General features: G+C 58.3%; 14 protein-coding genes. 8 read left to right on the top strand and 6 right to left on the bottom strand.

Translation table 11 applies throughout. The features are described 5' to 3' along the window. Positions 1 to 28 precede the first annotated feature (28 nt). From JHL21_RS08975 to JHL21_RS08965, 3 genes are all read left to right on the top strand, one after another. On the top strand, positions 29 to 457 hold the full coding sequence (locus JHL21_RS08975) for a hypothetical protein (RefSeq protein ID WP_200213069.1): 429 nt from the start codon (positions 29 to 31) through the stop codon (positions 455 to 457). 41 nt (positions 458 to 498) lie between these two features. Continuing rightward, positions 499 to 1470 (top strand): acetylxylan esterase, encoded by a 972-nt coding sequence (locus JHL21_RS08970; RefSeq protein ID WP_200213067.1) that lies wholly within the window; start codon positions 499 to 501, stop codon positions 1468 to 1470. Between the two features lie 85 nt (positions 1471 to 1555). After that, positions 1556 to 1777, top strand: coding sequence for a DUF2934 domain-containing protein (locus tag JHL21_RS08965; RefSeq protein WP_169195947.1), 222 nt, complete (start codon positions 1556 to 1558; stop codon positions 1775 to 1777). A 52-nt stretch (positions 1778 to 1829) separates the two neighbouring features. Here JHL21_RS08965 and efp read toward each other — a convergent pair whose 3' ends face one another. Continuing rightward, positions 1830 to 2396 (bottom strand): elongation factor P, encoded by a 567-nt coding sequence (gene efp, locus JHL21_RS08960; RefSeq protein ID WP_169195946.1) that lies wholly within the window; start codon positions 2394 to 2396, stop codon positions 1830 to 1832. Between the two features lie 127 nt (positions 2397 to 2523). On the opposite strand from efp, the gene epmA reads away from it, so the two are divergent. Together epmA and JHL21_RS08950 are read left to right on the top strand one after the other, a co-directional pair. Further along, positions 2524 to 3582, top strand: a complete 1059-nt coding sequence (gene epmA / locus JHL21_RS08955; protein WP_200213066.1) for an EF-P lysine aminoacylase EpmA — start codon at positions 2524 to 2526, stop codon at positions 3580 to 3582. An 89-nt stretch (positions 3583 to 3671) separates the two neighbouring features. Further along, positions 3672 to 4712 carry a lysine-2,3-aminomutase-like protein gene (locus JHL21_RS08950; protein WP_367948178.1) on the top strand — a complete coding sequence of 347 codons (1041 nt, stop codon included), beginning with the start codon at positions 3672 to 3674 and terminating at the stop codon, positions 4710 to 4712. A gap of 32 nt (positions 4713 to 4744) precedes the next feature. On the opposite strand, the gene fabV is transcribed toward JHL21_RS08950, so the two are convergent. The 5 genes from fabV to JHL21_RS08925 all read right to left on the bottom strand — a co-directional run bounded on the left by fabV (position 4745) and on the right by JHL21_RS08925 (position 10248). Then, positions 4745 to 5914, bottom strand: coding sequence for an enoyl-ACP reductase FabV (fabV, locus tag JHL21_RS08945; protein ID WP_199532097.1), 1170 nt, complete (start codon positions 5912 to 5914; stop codon positions 4745 to 4747). A 100-nt stretch (positions 5915 to 6014) separates the two neighbouring features. Then, positions 6015 to 6665: a glutathione S-transferase family protein gene (locus JHL21_RS08940; protein WP_200213064.1), complete on the bottom strand. Its 651-nt coding sequence runs from the start codon at positions 6663 to 6665 to the stop codon at positions 6015 to 6017. Between the two features lie 3 nt (positions 6666 to 6668). Further along, the gene (locus JHL21_RS08935) at positions 6669 to 8381 is read right to left on the bottom strand and encodes a Rieske 2Fe-2S domain-containing protein (protein WP_200213063.1); all 1713 of its coding nucleotides are present in this window, start codon (positions 8379 to 8381) and stop codon (positions 6669 to 6671) included. Positions 8382 to 8483: 102 nt separating this feature from the next. After that, entirely contained in the window at positions 8484 to 9380 is an 897-nt protein-coding gene (locus JHL21_RS08930; protein WP_200213060.1) for an aromatic ring-hydroxylating dioxygenase subunit alpha, read from the bottom strand. Positions 9381 to 9471: 91 nt separating this feature from the next. Beyond that, entirely contained in the window at positions 9472 to 10248 is a 777-nt protein-coding gene (locus JHL21_RS08925) for an SDR family NAD(P)-dependent oxidoreductase (protein ID WP_169196035.1), read from the bottom strand. A 294-nt stretch (positions 10249 to 10542) separates the two neighbouring features. On the opposite strand from JHL21_RS08925, the gene JHL21_RS08920 reads away from it, so the two are divergent. From JHL21_RS08920 to JHL21_RS08910, 3 genes are all read left to right on the top strand, one after another. Then, positions 10543 to 12444, top strand: a complete 1902-nt coding sequence (locus tag JHL21_RS08920) for an autotransporter assembly complex family protein (RefSeq protein WP_367948177.1) — start codon at positions 10543 to 10545, stop codon at positions 12442 to 12444. After that, positions 12444 to 16778 (top strand): translocation/assembly module TamB domain-containing protein, encoded by a 4335-nt coding sequence (locus JHL21_RS08915; RefSeq protein ID WP_200213059.1) that lies wholly within the window; start codon positions 12444 to 12446, stop codon positions 16776 to 16778. Before JHL21_RS08920 ends, JHL21_RS08915 begins: the two co-directional genes overlap by 1 nt. Positions 16779 to 16911: 133 nt before the next feature. Continuing rightward, complete coding sequence (locus JHL21_RS08910) at positions 16912 to 18162, top strand: MFS transporter (RefSeq protein WP_200213057.1); 1251 nt, start codon at positions 16912 to 16914, stop codon at positions 18160 to 18162. Positions 18163 to 18738: the final 576 nt, after the last annotated feature.

Below are 18738 nucleotides of genomic sequence, written 5' to 3'. Positions count from 1 at the left end.
TAGGTTCTTGCCCTAGAGGCGCGTACCAATGGCAGATGACGATTCCAGCAGCGGCTTTGGAGAGGCGGCCCAAGCGTTCTTTGACTATTCAGAGATCGCCACCCTCGCTAACCGCTTGATGGAACAATACCGTTTCCGCTGTGCGGTGAGCGGCGCGGATCTTTCAAACAAAAATCTTGAGCCCACGGTGTTCTTCCTCCAGCCCTTGGAGCATGGTGGACCTATTCATCCTGAGAATGCGGTTCTGGTTGAGCGCGCTACCGGACGCTTGTTACAATCGGGATTAGTCCTGATATCCGACGCTTTCGAGGCCTTTATTGCTCGCGCTGATCTCATGGATAGCAGTGCGCGATCACTGCCGAATGGCGGCCGGAAATTGTTTCTCCCTGACAGTGCAGAATTTTGGCCAAGCACGGCCATGATCGCCTATCATCGAAGTCTATTCCGCGCGCAGTGATTTGTGCTGCGTGCGCTGTCCTGTTGACCGGAGCTTTGAAAGTGCCCTTTCCCGATCTGCAACACCCCGCTATCGACGCCTATGAAAGCCAGGTGACGATGCCTGATGATTTTGCTGCCTTTTGGGACAGCACATTGGCAGAGGCGCGTTCCGTGGGCGGGGAAGTGGTGATGATCCCGGCTGAGACGACGCTCAAGCTGGTGGAGGTTTTTGACGTGACCTTCCCCGGTTTTGGTGGGCATCCGGTAAAGGGATGGCTTGCGCTGCCGAAACTTCGGCCAGAAAAACTGCCGCTGCTCGTGCAGTTTGTCGGCTATGGCGGTGGCAGGGGGTTCCCTCATGAACTCTTGCACTGGGCGGCATCTGGCTATGCTTATTTCCGTATGGATACTCGCGGACAAGGCTCAAGTTGGAGCATGGGGGCAACGCCAGATCCTGTCGGCTCGACAAGCCAGATCCCGGGCATGATGACCAAGGGCGTGCTCGACAAAAACGACTATTACTACCGCCGCGTCTTTACTGACGGCGTTCGTGCGCTCGACGCGATGATTGGGCAAGACTTCGTTGACCCTACCCGCGTAGCTGTCAACGGTGGCTCGCAGGGCGGTGGTATTGCCATTGCTGTGGCCGGGCTAGATCCTCGCGTTAAAGCTGTGATGCCAGACGTGCCGTTCCTCTGCGATTTCCCGCGTTCGGTCCGTCAGGCCGGTCGCGACCCCTATCTCGAGATCGTACGTTTCCTTGCTCAGCATCGGGAAAAGACCGCACAGGTGTTTGATACCCTGCGTTATTTTGATGGGGTCAATTTTGCGCGGCGCAGCTCGGCAGCAGCGCTGTTCTCTGTTGGTATGATGGATGACATCTGTCCACCATCGACCGTGTTTGCGGCGTTTAAGGCCTTCTCGGGCAGCGATAAAACGCTCGTTGAATATGAATTTAACAACCACGAAGGCGGTGGCCCTTTCCAGGACCGTGAGCAGATGAAGTGGCTCACCGAGCGCTTCCAGCCTTAAGGGTCACGCTTTAGTTAGTACGGAACAAGTGGGGCGCTCGCGCGGTTGATGGATTACGTGATCTTTCAACGGTGTGGGTGCCTAAGTGCATAAAAATACGGTTATGGCGGAGCGAGTTCGTCAGACAGCCTATTTTCTTTGGGAGCAGGATGGGTGTCCGGAAGGGCAGGCCATGGACTATTGGCTCAAGGCCAAGGGCGCGCATCAGCGCCAGCTCGCCTATGATCGTTGGCTGGCTGAAGGGACCCCGCCTGGCCGATCTTCGTCGCACTGGTATGCCGCCGAAAACGCTATCGACGACAAATAAAAAAAACGGGCCCTGAGGGGCCCGTTTGTATGTCCTGCGGACGCGTGGAAGATTACTTCGCGCGTTCAACGTAGGAGTTGTCTTCGGTCAGGATAACGATCTTGGTGCCAGCGTCGATGTGCGGTGGGACCATGACACGCAGGCCGTTGTTGAGGATTGCAGGCTTGTACGAAGACGAAGCTGTCTGGCCCTTAACTACTGGCTCGGTTTCAACGATTTCGAAGGTCATGCGCATTGGCAGGTCCATCGAGAGCGCGATGCCTTCGTGGGTCAGAAGGTGAACCTTCATGCCGTCCGAAAGATAGGCCTTCTGGTCGCCAATAACGTCGTCACCAACGGTGATCTGTTCGTAATTGGTTGGCTCCATGAAGTGGTGGCCTTCGCCATCCGAGTAGAGGTAATCGTATTCACGATCATCAACGTCGGCTTTTTCCACCATTTCAACGGTGCGCCAGCGGCCGAGAACCTTAACGCCGTCCGAGATGCGGCGCATGGTGACGTTGGTCACCGAATTGCCCTTACCTGGGTGGACGTTTTCTGCCGTGAGGACGACGTGCAGGGCGTTGTCCTGCTCGACGACGTTGCCCTTACGCAGGGACGAGGCAATCACCTTGACCATAATTATTCCTTGTTCGTGTCGCTGGCGCGGTCTAGAGGCAATGCCATCCAGGCGCCGGAATATGTTCTGTGGAGCGCCGGATACAATATTCTGCGCCTTTTCGCCAGACCGGACCGCAAGAAACACCATGACCAAGCCATTTCCATCGGGTGAAACGCCCTGGTGGCACCCTGATCGCCATGCAGACCGCCGCCCGCTGCTCATTGGCCGGGCCAAGATCGATGCTGCTGTGCGCCTTTGGATGGCCGAGCGTGACTTCCTTGTGATCGATCCACCGGGGCTGCAACGCTCACCGGGGAATGAGACTCACCTGCATGCCTTTGGCACGCAGATGATCGGCAATGACGGACTGGCACAGGCGATGTATCTGCACACCTCGCCCGAGTTCGCCATGAAGAAACTGCTGGCTGCGGGAGAGCGCCGCATAGCTAGCCTGCAGCACGTCTGGCGCAATCGTGAACGCTCTGCGACCCACCATCCCGAGTTCACCATGCTGGAGTGGTATAGGGTTGGCGAAGCTTATGATGTCATCATTGAGGACACGGTGGCGCTGATTAAACTGGCAGCAGAAACGACCGGGATTGCTGAGTTCGCCTTTAAGGGCAGAACCTGCGACCCGCGCTTGCCCGCAGAACGTGTCAGCGTGGCCGATGCTTTCTTGCAGTTCGCTGGTGTCGATCTCTTAGCGACCATGGACGAAGACGGTATGCCGGACGGGGAAAAGCTTGCGGCGCAAATGACGGCTGTCGGAATGGCAATTCCTGACGATAAATCATGGAGTTACCTCTTTACTCATGTGCTCGTGGAAAAGGTTGAACCGGAACTGGGCAACGGCCGGGTGACAGTGCTCGACCGCTATCCTGCCTGTGAGGCAGCGCTGGCCCGACGCGTCCCGGGGGATCGGCGCGTGTCTGAGCGGTTCGAGGTCTATGCTTGTGGTGTGGAGCTTGCCAATGGCTTTGGCGAGCTGACAGACCCAACTGAACAGCGTGTACGCTTTGAGGATGAGATGCGCGAAAAAGCGCGCATCTATGGTGAGCGCTATCCAATCGACGAGGACTTTCTAGCAGCATTGGCCTTTATGCCGGAAGCTTCGGGTGTAGCCCTTGGCTTTGATCGCGTGGTGATGCTGGCGACGGGGGCCCAGCGCATCGATGCTGTTTTGTGGGCTCCTGTGGCGGAATGAACTCCTTGCCTAGTGTACCTGCCGATGACGTTTCATCTCTCACCCCAAGCCTTTCCCCTGAAGGGCGAGGGAGTAGTCCTGCGCGCTCGATAAAGTCGGTTGCAGAACTACAGGCCGCAGGTTTTGCTCTGAATGTAACAGGGCTGGATGCCGTCGGGGATAAGTATGCCATTGGCATTACGCCTGCTGTCGCGGCATTGATCGACCCTAACGATCCCAATGACCCGATGGCCCGCCAATTTGTGCCGCGGGTAGAAGAGCTTACGACCACGCCGGAAGAGCGGGACGATCCCATTGGCGATCTTGCGCATTCGCCGGTTGAGGGGATTGTGCATCGCTATCCGGATCGAGTTCTGCTCAAGGCTGTGCATGTCTGCCCGGTCTATTGCCGCTTCTGTTTCCGCCGCGAAATGGTGGGGCCGCAGGGGTTAGGGACGCTGACGCCAGCGGAGCTGGACGCTGCGATTGCCTATATCGCTGAGCATGAGGAAATCTGGGAAGTCATCCTCACCGGTGGCGATCCGCTGGTGCTATCGCCGCGCCGGTTGCGTGATTTGATGGAGCGTCTGGCGCCGATTGAACACGTAAAAATCGTTAGATTTCATACACGTGTGCCGGTTGTTGAGCCGGAACGGGTTGATGATGCGATGGTTTCGGCGCTCAGGGCTTCGGGCAAGACGACCTATCTGGCGGTGCATGCCAATCATCCGCGTGAGTTTACGGCAGCTGCCAAAACCGCGTTCGCCCGGTTGGTGGAAGGTGGTGTTGCTCTAGTCAGCCAGAGTGTTCTCTTGGCGGGGGTCAATGACGACTTTGATACACTCGCCGCTCTGATGCGTGGTTTTGTCGAAAACCGTATTAAACCCTACTACTTACACCATCCGGACCTGGCGCCGGGGACGGGGCATTTCCGGGTTTCGGTCGAGCGGGGGCAGGAGTTGGTGGCGCAATTGCGCGGACGGTTATCGGGCCTGTGCCAACCGACCTACGTGCTCGATATTCCCGGTGGACATGGGAAATCTCCTTTGGCCGTTTCTATGGCCCAATTGGCCGATCAGGGGCATTTAGTGGCCGATTGGCAGGGCAATGTGCATCAATACCCGCCCAAAACGCCAAATTCTGAACAATAAAAAAGGGGCGCCGGAGCGCCCCTAAATTTTGTTTACTCGACGATCCGAGGATCAACGTCCTTGGAGTAGTCCACGCCGCCAACGGCAAAGCCGAAGAGGCGCATGAACTCTTCACGGTACTTCGGCAGGTCCGCGAGATCGGCAAGGGTCTCGGTGGACAGTTCTGCCCAACGCTTCTTGAGTTCGGCCTGCATGGCTTCGGAGAGTTCCCAATCGTCAACACGAATGCGGTTCTCGTCGTCCAGCGCAACGTCGCCCTGAAGCTTTTCGCGGAAGAGGCGATCGATCTGGTGGATTGGGCCTTCGCCCAGACCCAGTTCGTCCTCGACCTTGATCAAGAGCGTACCATAGAGCGGAACGACGGGGATTGCCGAGCTTGCCTGTGTGACAACAGCCTTGAGCGCAACAACGTTTGCCGAGTCCTTGCCGTGGCTGGCGCGGATTGCAGCAGCAGCACGGTCGAGGTCAGCCTTAGCGCGGCCAAGAGTGCCCTTGTGGTAAATCGGCCAAGTCAGCTCGGAGCCGAGATAGGTGTAGTTGAGGGTGCGGAAGCCATCAGCGAGAACGCCAGCTTCGGCGAGCGCCGCAATCCAGAGTTCCCAGTCTTCGCCGCCCATGACCTTTACGGTCGCCTGAGCTTCTTCTTCGGTCGCCGGTTCAACGGTGATTTCAGAAACTTCACCAGTGCCCGTGTTCAGCGTCTTGGAGGTGACCTGCGAACCGTATGGCTTGATGGCCGAACGGTAGGTGACGCCGTCCTTGGGGTCGGTGCGGACTGGAGAAGCGAGCGAGTAGACGATGAGGTCAACCTGACCCAAGTTCGCCTTGATCGCTTCGATGGTTTCAGCCTTTACCGCGTCCGAGAAGGCGTCGCCTTCAATGGTGACGGCCTTGCGACCAGCAGCCTTGGCGCGGTTCTCGAAGGCACGGTTGTTGTACCAGCCAGCCGACGCTGGCTTGGCTTCACCCGGCTCGCGTTCGAAGGAAACACCAACGGTGTCGGCATCAGAGCCGAACGTGGTGACGATGCGCGAGGCAAGGCCATAGCCCGTGGAGCAGCCGAGCACGAGAACGCGCTTGCGATCTGACGGGATAGCGCCCTTGATCGTGACGTGATCAATCTGGTTTTGCACATTGCGGGCGCAACCAGTTGGGTGAGCGGTAGTGCAGATAAAGCCGCGAATTTTGGGCTCGATAATCATGAGAATAACTCCTCGATCTTGCCACGCTGATAGCGTTTATGGCGGCTGGTTTCCAGCGGCCACGGGTTGTTTTGCCCGCTAGGGGCAAATTTCGGGTGATTTATGCGCTTTCCTTGGCCTTGCCGGCCGGGAAAATGCCCGACATGACCATGAAGCCGGGTATGCGACGGACGCGGTCTGTCCAACGGCGGAGCGCTGGATAGTCCTGACGGGAAATGCCGCCTTCTTCCGAAAGCATGACATAAGGGAAGCAGGCGATGTCGGCCGTGGTCGGGTGGGATGGCGAGCAGAGCCAATCGCGGCCCTGGCGTTCGCCGAACCACAAGTGCTCGTCCATCAGGCGGAAGATGCGGTGAGCACCGGCCTGAACCTTTTCGATGTTGAAATCATAACCATAGCCGAGGGCAAGACGCGCTGCCGAGCTGGTGGAGGTGATGTCATCCGCGACCGAGTGCCAACGCAGGATTTCTGCGGTGACGGCAGGATTGTCCGGGAACCACTGGCCAGTGGTGTCATATTTCTTGGCCAGATAGGCGAGGATTGCCCCTGAGTCCGACAGGACGACTTCATCGTCTTTCAAGACGGGCAGCTGGCCGAAGGGATTGAGGCGCAAGAACCAATCGGACTTGTGCTCCTTTCCGGGGAAAAATTCCACCGGATGCATATCGGCAGGCTGGTTCAGGATGTTGAGCAGCAGGCGGACTTTGTAGCAGTTGCCCGAAAGCTCGAAATCATAAAGCGTGATGGCCATGGGTTAGATATCCAATACCAGACGAGAGGATTTGGCACGGCTGACGCAGGTCATCATGCAGGTGTTGGAAGCTTTCTCGGTCTTGTTCAGGTAGACGTCCTGATGGTCAACCTCGCCTTCCATGACGCCGGTGAGGCAGGTGCCGCAGGCGCCTTGTTCACACGAGGACGGCACGGTGAGGCCAGCTTCACGCATGATTTCTAGAATGGTCTTGCCAGCCGGGACGTGCAGAGTCATGGCCGAACGGGCCAGTTCGATGTCGAAAGCAGAGGAGCTGTCGATCTCGGTGGTGTTCTGGAAATATTCGAAGTGGATGGCTTCATCCGGCCAGCCGAGTTCGGTGGCGGTGTCGCGGACCATTTCCAGCAAGGGGCCGGGGCCGCAGATGTAGACGTGGTTGGAGAAGTCGTAAGCGCCGAGGACTTCGGTGACCTTCGCCTTCACCGCTGCCGGATCGAGGCCGAGGTGATTGGTGATCGCACCATGGAGCGCGCCAAGCTCGCTCTTGAAAGCGAGGTTTTCTTCGTTGCGCGCGAAGTAGTGCATTTCATAGGGCAGGCTCGACTTGTCGAGGAAGCGAGCCATGGAGAGGATCGGCGTGATGCCGATGCCGCCAGCGATAAGCACGGTGCGGGTCGCATCGCGGCGGAGCGGGAAGTTGTTGCGTGGCTCGGAAATGGCCAGTACGTCGCCTTCGCGCACGGTTTCTACCAGCGCTTTGGAGCCGCCCTTGGAGGCGTTCTCAAGCTTGACGCCGATAACATACGACGAGAGGTCGCCCGGACCGTTGGTCAGCGAATATTGGCGGATGAGACCGTTGGGCAGGTGCACGTCGATATGCGCACCGGGCTGGAAAGTCGGCATGTGCTTGCCGTCGCGGTCAGCAAACTGGAAGGCCATGATGCCGTCGGCGGTCTGCCACTTGCGCTTGACCACGACAGGCATGGTGTTGCCGCGCGGTACGGCAATATCGGGCATGGTGGAGAGCTCTACCGATACCTTTTCGAACGCTGGTTCGAGCGGTGTTGGCTGGCTGGCCTTACGGATTTGCGCGCGTTCGAGACGATCGCGCAGCTTGCTGAGAAGCTCATTGTAGTGGCGCAGGATCGCCAGCTCGTCGGACGGAGTGCCTTCTACGAGGCCGCGGATTTGTGCGCGGGTGGCGTCAATCGGCTGGACGAAGAAAATAGCATGGCCAAGACGGACCGCCATTGCGGGCAGGATTTCGGCGGGCTGATCATCGGGCGCGAGGCGCGCTAGACCGGCGACCACGTCTTCAGGTTCAGCATTGATCGGGATGGGGCGCAACGCAAACCATTCGCCGCTTTCCGAGCCCGGGAAGGGCGAGAAGGGGAGGTCTTCATTGGCAGCCGACCAGATGAGGCCGAAAGCTTCTTTGACGGGGTATTTGCGGTTCTCAATGCGGCGCGCAGGAGCGTCGGCGGGGTGAGCCGGAATGTAGGTGCAGCCAGCGGACTGATTGGCATAACGCCAGCCGTGGTATTGGCACTTGAGTTCTTGGCCTTCGTTGATGCCGATGGAAAGACGGACGCCGCGATGCAGGCAGCGATTTTCCCAGACGTTCACATTGCCGTCGTCAGCGCGCCAAACGGCGAGCTCGCGGCCAAGCAATTGTCCTTGGTAGACGTGGCGGAATGGTAGGTCATCGCTTGAGGCGATTGGGTACCAATTGGGGTCGGAGAGGGACAGGGCCATGTCGATCTGATCCGAGTGGTTGGATCGCGCCACGATCTTGATTTAGTCGTCGCACTCCCTGGCGTACGGGGAGGCCGAATGCGTCTCGGAAGAGAGGCGTGATTAGCTCGCTTGTGGGATCACACCGTAGGTGATGCCCTTTTGGCTGAGCCAGCGGCGGTAGGCGATGGCGCTTTTGTCAGCGCGGATCGGGGTTTCAGAACGCGGATCAAGCGGAAGCTTTTTCGGGTACTGGTTTTCGAGGATCGGCTTATCCTGACCGAAAATGGTCTGCTGGAAGCGGCGGAGATCTTCGAGGGAGGAATAGCTGTCGATCATCGACTGCAGCAGGTGAGCGCGGCAGGTTTCCTGAGTCATCGGCTGGAGAAGAATTGCGATGACGTCGCGACGGCTTTCGTCTTCTGGGCAGGACTTATAAAGCACAGCACAGTAGGGATGCGGCACGCGGTAGACATATTCCACTTCCATCGGCTTGGTGGCCGACTTGGCAGCGCGTGGCTGGATGAACTTGCACTTGGTGGCGAGCACTTCGTCGCGTTCTTCCGACACTTCTACGTCGTATTCCTTCACTTCCGTATGGGGTTCAGCGCCGAGAATGTCGGTGTGAACATAAGGGAAGTGGCCCATGTCGAGGAAGTTCTCGATGGCACGGGGCGCCGAGCAGGCAATGCCGATGGAGCCGCAGTTCATGTTCTTGCGGTCGGGTTCGGTAAATTCTGGGATGGGGAACAGGGCTATGGTTGGATTGCCAAGGCAAGTCCACGTGTAGCCATAAGCGGTTTTCACCGGGAGGCGGTCGAGGATGGACTCGGCGTCGATATCGTCGCCGTCTTCCTCATTGCTGCGCAGCCAAACAACCGGTTCGCCATCAACCCCACGGGTCATGGAGATTTTGCGGTCGAGCAGCATGGTGTTTTCAACGAGCCCCATCTTAAGCTCGTCCGTGGCTGCAATCACGTGCCAAAGGTCACGTGTGAATGGGTCCAGGTCAGTTGTCATGGGGCCTATCTCATTATTGCCCCACGATCATACAAATCTAAGCGCGCGGCGTCACTGGAAACTTGGCCGCAGCCGCGCGCCCTCGTGCGACCTATTTCTCGCGGTAGATGTCAAACGCGCCGATCGCTTGGGTCGTCGCCATAAGCTGGATCTTGTTGACGTTCACGTGTTCGGGCAGAGAGGTGGCCCAGAAGATGCTTTCAGCAATGTCTTCGGCCGTCATCGGCTTGGTGCCCTTATAGACATTGTCGGCCTTGTTCTGGTCGCCTGCAAAGCGAACGACAGAAAACTCGGTTTCGGTCAGGCCTGGCTCAATATCGGTGACGCGGACGTTCTTGCCTTGCAAGTCCGAGCGAATGGCGAGGGCGAAGTGTTTTACGAATGCCTTGGACGCCGCATAGACGGAAGCGCCGGGATAGGTGAACTCACCCGCAACCGAGCCCAAAGTTACAACGTGGCCGCCGCCGCGTTCAACGAGCCCAGGCAGCAGCAGGCGCACCGTGTAGACAAGGCCAGAAATATTGGTGTCGATCATGGTCTGCCAGTCGTCGAGGCTGGCTTCGTGGGCAGGGCCGAGGCCAAGCGCCAGGCCAGCGTTGGCGAGGACAATGTTGATGTTTTTGAAGGGACCGGGAATGTCAGCGATGGCCGCTTCAATGGCGGCGCGATCGCGGACATCGAGCTCGATGATGTGGCAATTCTCGGCGCCAAGCTCGATCTGCAGATCGATCAAGCGATCCATACGACGCCCAGTGGCAATCACTTTGGCACCCGCTGCCACATAGCGACGAGCGGCGGCCTGACCAAAACCAGAGGTTGCGCCTGTGATGAAAACGATAAAGCGGCTTGCGTCGAGCAGCTGATACATACCGGGTCCTAGAAGGAATTTCAGTGTTGAGTGGTGGCTATGCTGTACCGCCATGCCGCGCGCGTCAACGTCGTTGCCCATGCGCCACTCTGATCAAGGAATGCCACGAAAAATACCAAGAAGGGTATTTTTGAGCTCTGGATCAGCTTAAACTGGTTAACGGTCGTTCACGACTATGCGATCCGCTGGGGAGTTGCTGCAGGTTTAACTCTTTGTTTCCGTAACGGAATCAATTGTGTGCTTCAGCCCCGTATCTGGTTTGTTGCGTAATAGGGCAGGTTACCTTTGTTCAAAGTGCGTCTCGTTTCGAGTTTTGGCGCTCTGTGTATCGCTGCGGCCGCACTGTCGGTTTCGGTGCTACCTGCCTCTGCGTTCGACTTTTTCGGCCTCTTCAAGAGTGATGCGGACAAGGCGGCTGAGGCCGTCGTTGTCGATCCCAAAAACTATACCGTCGTGTTTTCCAGCTCTGAAGGGGGCGCGGTAGAATCGGCGTTGCGCAGTGCTTCGGGATTGCTCGCTGACCAAGCTGAACCCGCTTCGGGCGCAGCGGGGCTGATTGCAAAAGCGCGCGGCGATTATCGTCGTTTGCTCGCCGCTCTCTATAATGAGGGCTATTACGGCGGGGTCGTGAGTATTCGCATTGGCGGGCAGGAGGCATCAAACCTTCCGCCCGATACCAATCTGCCCGATCAGGTTGAGGTGACGGTTTCCGTCAATCCCGGACCCGTTTTCCGTTTCAACAGTGTGGCTATTGCCAATCAGGCAGCACCGACCAGCGATCCGGGTGATCAGGTCGATGCGCCGATTATGCGTGGCTACGCGGCGGGAGAAATTGCGCGCGCCGGGGTTATTACCCGCGCCGAAGGTCTTGCGTTGGAAGCATGGCGCCAGCAGGGCTATCCCAAGGCCGAGATCGTCTCGCGCGATGTGGTTGCTGATCACAAAACCAATACGATTGACGCGTTGATCACTGTTAATCCGGGCCGCAAGGCTGGGTTCGGCGCCATCCGCGTGACCGGCGCTGATCGGATGAACCCCGATTTCGTCGCCCAGCAGACGGGCCTTGCCGTGGGGCAGGAATATGATCCGGACGAACTGAAAAAGGCGCAGAAGCGGCTTGATCGTCTCGAGGTCTTCCGTTCTGCGCGCTTTGACGCGGCGCAGGACATTGGCTCGGATGGCTTGCTGCCGTTTGAATTGACGGTCGAAGAAATGGCCGGTCGGCGCTTTGGCGTTGGCGCGAATTATTCCACGACCGATGGTCTGGGCGTGGAAGGCTATCACCTGTGGCGCAATCTTTTCGGGCAGGCCGAACGTTTGCGGCTTGATGCGCGTGTGGCCTCGATTGGTTATCCGATCGATACCGCGCAGTTTGACTATCTCCTGGGCGGCACTTTCACCAAGCCTGGGTTTTACCATCCCGACGTTGATCTGGTCGCTGCGATTGCCGCTGAGCGCAACGTCTACACGACCTATGCTGAAACCGCCGTCGGTGGCTCGCTGGGGTTGAAGTGGTATTTCTCCGATGAAATTACGCTGACAGGCGGGGTGCAGGCGAAACGGGCACGCTTTGACGATAGTTTCGGAACGCGTGACTTCGCCTATTTCGGCGCCTATGGCGGTGTCGTCTTTGACAATCGCGACAGCGCGGTGGATGCCACCGAAGGCTTCTATGCCGCTGCCACCGTCGCTCCTTGGTATGACGTTATTTATAACAAGCCGGGAGCCAAGGTTGAGGTTGAGGGACGCACCTATTTTGGCTTTGGCGAAGACGACCAGTTCGTGCTCGCAGGGCGCGTGAAGCTAGGCGCGTTGCTCGGCCCCGATCTGGCAGAAATTTCACCCGATCAGCTGTTCTTTGCTGGCGGTGGCGGCTCGGTGCGTGGCTATGGCCACAAATCTATCGGTGTCGACAATGGGGCAGGGGCCGAAACTGGCGGACGCTATTTGGTGGAAGGTTCGATAGAAGCCCGCGCCAAGGTGACCGAGGATATCGGCGTCGTCGCCTTCGTCGATGCTGGCTATGTCGCTGCCGACACGATCCCGAGCTTACAGGACATGCGTATCGGCGCGGGTCTTGGGGTTCGCTACTACACCGGCCTTGGGCCGCTTCGCCTTGATGTCGCCGTTCCGCTCAACAAGCGTGCGAATGATGCGCACTGGGCCATCTACGCAGGTATCGGACAGGCATTCTAATGGCAAAATTTTCGACCAAGCGCCGTCTTGTCCTTGCTGCGCTGCTGTTGGGCGGGGCCGCTGTCCCAGTGACCCTGTTCGCGCAGGACATGAGCAATGAAGAGCAGAAGGATTGGCTGACGAGTTTCGTCGAGGGCCAGCTTTCGACGCCTGAACGCCAGATCCGCCTGTCCAATATCGACGGCGTGCTTGGCTCGGACGTAACTATCCGCGAAATCAGCATTGCCGACGAAGAAGGCGTTTGGTTGCGGATCAACAATGCGGCGCTGAACTGGAACCAAGGCGCGCTGTTCTTTGGCAAGCTTGAGGTCAATTCACTCAAGGCAGAGAGCATTGATTACCTGCGCAACGCCAAACCCGCCGAAAATTCGGTTGATCTGCCGGCGCCGGAAGCTGGCGGATTTGAAGTGCCGCAATTCCCGGTGGCCATCCAGATTGGCGAAATCGCTGTCCCAAGCGTGACTTTTGGCGAAAGCGTCTTTGGGCTTGGCTCGCGCATTGGCCTCAAGGGCTGGGTGACGCTGGAGAACGGCGATCTTGACGTCTTTGCTGATATCGACCGTGTCGATGAGCCGGGCGGAACGCTTGATCTTGATCTCAAGTATCGTCGTGAAAATGCTGAAGTGGACGTCACTTTCAATTTGGCGGAACCGCCAGATGGGGTGATCGCCAATCTGCTCAATATCGAGGGACGACCAGCAGTTGACCTCAACCTTATCGGCAAGGGGCCGGTGACTGATCTCAACGCTGAGCTGAAATTGCTGGCCAATGGCCAAGAAGCATTGGCCGGTACGGGCCGTATAGCGCAGGCGAGCGCCGGTCTGGCGGTGAGCGTTGATCTTGGTGGTCCGCTCTCAACGCTGGTGGCTCAGCCCTATCGTCCGTTCTTTGGTGCGGACACGCGCCTTGGCGTCAACGCGTTGGTGCGGACCGCGGGCGGCTTTGACATTTCTGACATTCGCCTCAGTGGCGGGCAGTTGGGTCTGGTGGGCTCGGCCGAGACCACTGCGGACAATTTCCTTTCCAAGCTCGATTTGACTGCAACCATTGCTGATCCAGCGGGTGGGAAAGTGGTGCTGCCTCTGGCGGGCGCTGACACCAGCGTGCAGGGCGCAGAATTGCGCATTGGCTTTGGTACTTCGGCAGATGACAGTTGGAAGGCTGATCTCACCGTCGCCAATTTTGTTACAGACGGCTTTGCCGCGCGGGACCTGGAATTCGGCGTTGGTGGCGTGGCCAAGAACTTGGCGGATCCAGCCGCGCGCCTCGTCACCTTTAATGGCGACGGCGTTTTGTCGGGCATCGCTGCTGATGCGGGCGTAGAGGCCGCACTCGGCTCCAACGTCGGTCTGGGCCTTGCAGGCGTTTGGAACGCTGGGCAGCCGATCGATCTCGCCGAGTTCCGCATTGCCGGTAAGGCGCTGACGGCTGGGCTGGTCGGCAAGATCGACGGTACTGATTTTGACGGCACGATTTCGATCGACACAGCGAGCATTGCGCCGTTCTCGTCGCTGGCCGGGCGCTCGCTGAGCGGTGGGCTAAACCTCACTGCAACTGGTCGGGTGGAAGCCGTGGGCGGTGGGTTCGACCTCGTGCTTGATGGCGCGGGTGATACGCTGCGTATTGATGATCCGATTGTGGATCGTTTGCTCAACGGCGAAATGAAGCTATCGGGCCGCGTGGCGCGCGATGGCGGCGGGTTCTCGGCAGAGAATTTCAAGCTCGGCAACCAGCTCATTCAGGTCACTGCGGATGGCGTCTATGCGAGCGATAGCGCCGATTTCAATATCGGGCTTGATCTGTCCGATCTCGGTCTGGTGGCGGAAAATGCCTCCGGTGCCTTGCGAGTGAAGGGTTCGGCCCGTTCGGTAAATGCCGAAGCGCCGCTGGTGCTGGCTTTGGACGGTGTTGTTCCGACAGGGACACTGTCTGACTACGATCTTCGCGACGCTAAGTTCGGCGTTGCAGCGTCGCTGTTCAATGGCGTGACCGACGGTACGATCACCGGCAGCGCAGCGCTCGACGGGCATTTGGCGCAGCTGGCCTCGCAGTTCAAACTCGACGAAGTTGCCCAAACGCTCTCCGGTCTGTCGTTTGACATCGCCGGAACCAAGGTAACCGGGCAGGCGCTGCGTGATGCGGAGACTGGTCTCATCAACGGCGGCTTTGATATTGCTGCACCAGATGTGTCTTTGGCAGCAGCTCTGGCGCTGACCGAAGCCTCTGGCGCGCTCAATGCCAAGGTGACGCTGGCGCCAGTGGATGGCGAGCAAGGCGCGCAACTCACCGCCAATGCCAGCGATCTCAAGGTCAGCGGCATCGCCATTGGGCGGGCGGATGTGGCCGCAACTATTGGCGATCTCTTTGGTGTTCCGGCGATTGACGGCGTGGCAAATGCATCGACCATCGTGGCCGGGGGCACGGTGATCAACTCCGTGACCGCCAATGCCAACCAATCTGGCGATACCACCAATTTTGATGCGCAGGCGGCGCTGGCAACGGGTACGAATATTGATCTCGCTGGCGCGTTGAGCCCGATTACTGACGGCTATCGCCTGGCGCTCAATCGCGCCAACCTCACGCAGGGGCAGTTGGCGGCGACATTGGCGAGCCCAACTGAGCTTATTGTGGCGGGCGAAAGCGTGTCGCTCGATGCCTTGCGCTTTAATGTCGGTTCGGGCTCGATCACTGCGTCCGGCACGGCGGGCGATATCTTGGATATGCGCGTCGTCATTGACGCGCTGCCGCTCAACATCGCCAATGCCATCGTTCCATCGCTGGGTGTCGCGGGCACGCTGAATGGTGAAGCGATTGTGACGGGCGCTGCGAGCGATCCAAATGTGCGTTTCAACGCCAACGGCAACGGCATTTCGACAGCGCAGATCGCGCCCTTCGTGATCGCCCCAATCTCGGCCTCGCTGGCGGGCAGTTTTGCGGCCAACACTGTGACCATTGAGAGCCTCACTGCCAATGGGAACGGTGGGCTCAATGTATCAGGTTCGGGCCGCATTCCACTTGCTGGTGCGGACATGGCCGTGAGCATCAAGGGCTCGGCGCCGCTGGCGCTGGCAAACCGCTTCGTTGCTGACCGTGGCGCGCAGGTTTCGGGCACGGCCAGTTTTGATGCACAAGTTGGGGGATCGATTTCCAGCCCGCAATTTGGAGGCAGCGTTTCGCTCGCTGACGGCGGCTATATCGACCCAGAACTAAACCTGCGACTGCAGGGGATCACTGGTCGCGCTTCGCTTTCGGGCACAACCGCAACGGTCGAAAACCTCACGGCAAATCTTGCGACGGGCGGAAGTGTGTCGGTGGGTGGGACTATTGGTCTTAACGGCAATCTGCCTGCCAACCTTACGATAGCGATAAATTCGGCCCGCTATGCCGATGGCGATCTTTTCATCGCGACCATACGTGGTGGCCTCAAGGTAACGGGTGGCCTCATGGCGACCCCGCTCCTATCGGGCGGCTTGACCGTAGAGCAGGCCAATATCACGGTACCAGACAGCTTTGGCGGCGCAGGGCAGATAATCGATGTCGACCATCGTTCAACCCCAGCCGACGTTGAGCAGACTTTGGTTCGTGCGAAGGTCGGCACGGATGCTGCCTCACGCTCTGCTGCTGCGGGGGCCGGTCCTCAGCTTGCGCTCGACGTCACGATTGACGCGCCTAACCAGATCTTTATTCGCGGCCGCGGGCTCGATGCTGAAGTTGGCGGTTCGCTGCGCCTGACTGGGCCGGCAAGCAATATTCAGCCGGTTGGTGCGTTCAACTTGATCCGCGGCAGGCTGTCGATCCTCGGTCAACGCATTACCTTCACCTCGGGTGGGGTAACTCTGCTGGGTGATCTGGATCCGCAGATCAATCTCGTTGCGACGACATCAAACGACGATATCGACGTGACGGTGACTGTGTCTGGGCGCGCTTCGGCCCTAGACGTTACCTTCGGCTCCAGCCCGACGTTGCCGCAAGATGAAGTGCTCAGTCGTTTGATCTTCAACCGTCCGATCAGTGAACTGTCGCCACTACAATTGGCGCAACTGGCGGCGGCGGCGGCTGAGTTGGTTGGCGGCGGAGGAGGAGGTCTCGTCGACAGTCTGCGCGGTGCTGCGGGCTTGGCTGACCTCGACGTTGTCACCGATGCGGAAGGCAATGTTGGCGTGAAGGCCGGGACCTACATCCAAGACAATGTCTACCTTGGGGTAACGGCTGGGGCCAATGGCCAGTCCAAGGTCAACATCAACCTGGATGTGACCGACGATTTGACTGTGCGGGGAGCTGCCGGACAGGACGGAAGTTCAAGCCTGGGCGTCTACTTCGAGCGCGATTACTAAAATTTTGGGCCGGGCTGATCATCAGTCTGGCCGTTTCTTTTGCTGTTTCGGTTCAAATGGACCAAACACGCCTTGCCAAGTGCGCACTTCCCCCATCTAGTCGGCGCACCATATTGCGCGAGGGGGAAGCGTCATGCGGCATCGGTCATTGATCGCCTTGGCCTTGGCAACAATAGCCTCGGTTGGCGGGACTCGACTTTCGGCCGTGGCGATTCCGTGGCTGGTGCTCACCACCACCAATTCTCCCGTGCTCACTGGCGCCGTCGCCATGGCGGAACTGCTACCCTATGTGGTGGCCCAGTTTTTGGCCGGTCCCTATATTGATCGTCTCGGGGCCCGCAAAATCGCGATTTTCTGCGATCTGCTCTCCTGCCTATTGGTGCTCTGCATCCCCCTGTTGTTCGCCATTGGACTGTTCTCGGTCTGGGTGCTCATTCCGGTTGTCGCCCTCTTGGGCATGTTGCGCGGCCCGTCGGATATTTCCAAACGCTCGCTCGTCCCCGTTGTGGCACGGGCGGAAAAGATTTCGTTGGAACGTGTCACTGGCATTTTGGGCACAAGTGATCGCTTGGCTGCTACCTTGGGTGTCGCCGTGGCAGGGGTGCTCATTGCCGCCGTCGGTCCAATCCTCGCCCTTTTCGTCAACGCCGCAACATTCTTGCTCTCGGCTCTGCTGCTCATCTTTGCCGTGGTTTTGCCCAAGGACGAGGCCCACGCCCCAGCCCAGGGGATGAAGCCCCGCCAAAACTATCTCGCCGAGCTGGCGTCTGGGGTAAAAGTCGTTGCCGGCAGTCCGGTCTATCTCGGTTTTGCCGGTATGATGGTTGTCACCAATATGCTCGACCACGCCTATGGCGCGGTGATGCTGCCGGTCTGGGTGCGCGAAAATGGCTATGACGTCTCCTGGATGGGCATATTGCTCGCCTGCTTCTCGAGCGCCGCTATTCTGGGGGCGGCCGTTGCCTCGATCTATGCCGAAAAACTCCCTCGCAAACCGATTGTCATCATCGGCTTCATGATGGCTGGCCCTGTTCCTTTCCTCGCCTTGGCGCTGAGCCCGTCGATCTGGTTCACCATGGGTCTCTTGTTCGTCTGCGGGTTTGGGGGAGGGTTCCTCAATCCGGTGATCAGCGCGGCTTTGTTCGAGCGGGTGCCGAGAAACTACATGGGCCGCATGGTCGCCACTTTCACCGCTATGACCTATGCCCTCATGCCCTTTGGTGGACTGTTCGCCGGGAGCCTGGTTGAACTTTCTTCCATCCGAGACACGCTGATCATCGCCGCCATCCTCTATGGCCTCGCTGTCCTGCTCCCCTTCCTGATCCCTGGCTTTTCCGAGTTTGCAAAACGTCGGACGAGGGAACCGATGGGTGCCACCCCGTAAATTTATGCACAGAGGGTGGAACCGAATTTTCTGGTGAAGCATTTCAGCTCTCTGACGCCGACAAAACTTAGGCTTTCGCCTCGGTTTTGCACATTGCTTGAGCAGTAACGGGCTCAAAAATCATGCAATTTTGGCCGACCCTGTTGACGGGAAAAGGGGCTGCCCCTATAACCCGGTCATCGCTGCAGAGCACAGCGCCTTCCGGCACTGAGTTCTAGTGGCACAGAAATCTGAAAGATCAGGCAGTTTGGCCGGTAACGGCGCAAAAAGCTTTGTCTCTAAGAACTCCGGAAGCTTTGCTTCCAAAATGACGTGTCCGGTTTGTAGCCGATGGGTCAGCTCTTTGACATTGTGAAGATTGAAGAAAGAGAAACGTGGACGGCGAGGTTCTTGCGAACGGAAGCTGGGGTTTACTCCAGTGGAAGTTATACAAGACTTCGATGGGTGCACGTTTCTAGAGGTACACTCTTTTAGCGCTTTTTAGCGCAATTTGATGTGTGTCCTCGTCAAAACGCAAACGTGCATCTAGCGACAATAGTCATGATTAAACTTGAGAGTTTGATCCTGGCTCAGAAC

The sequence above is a fragment of the Devosia sp. WQ 349K1 genome (genome assembly GCF_016595685.1).
Lineage (GTDB): Bacteria > Pseudomonadota > Alphaproteobacteria > Rhizobiales > Devosiaceae > Devosia.
The sequence above is the reverse complement of the archived record's forward strand: the minus strand, read 5'-3'. Positions and strand labels throughout refer to the sequence as shown.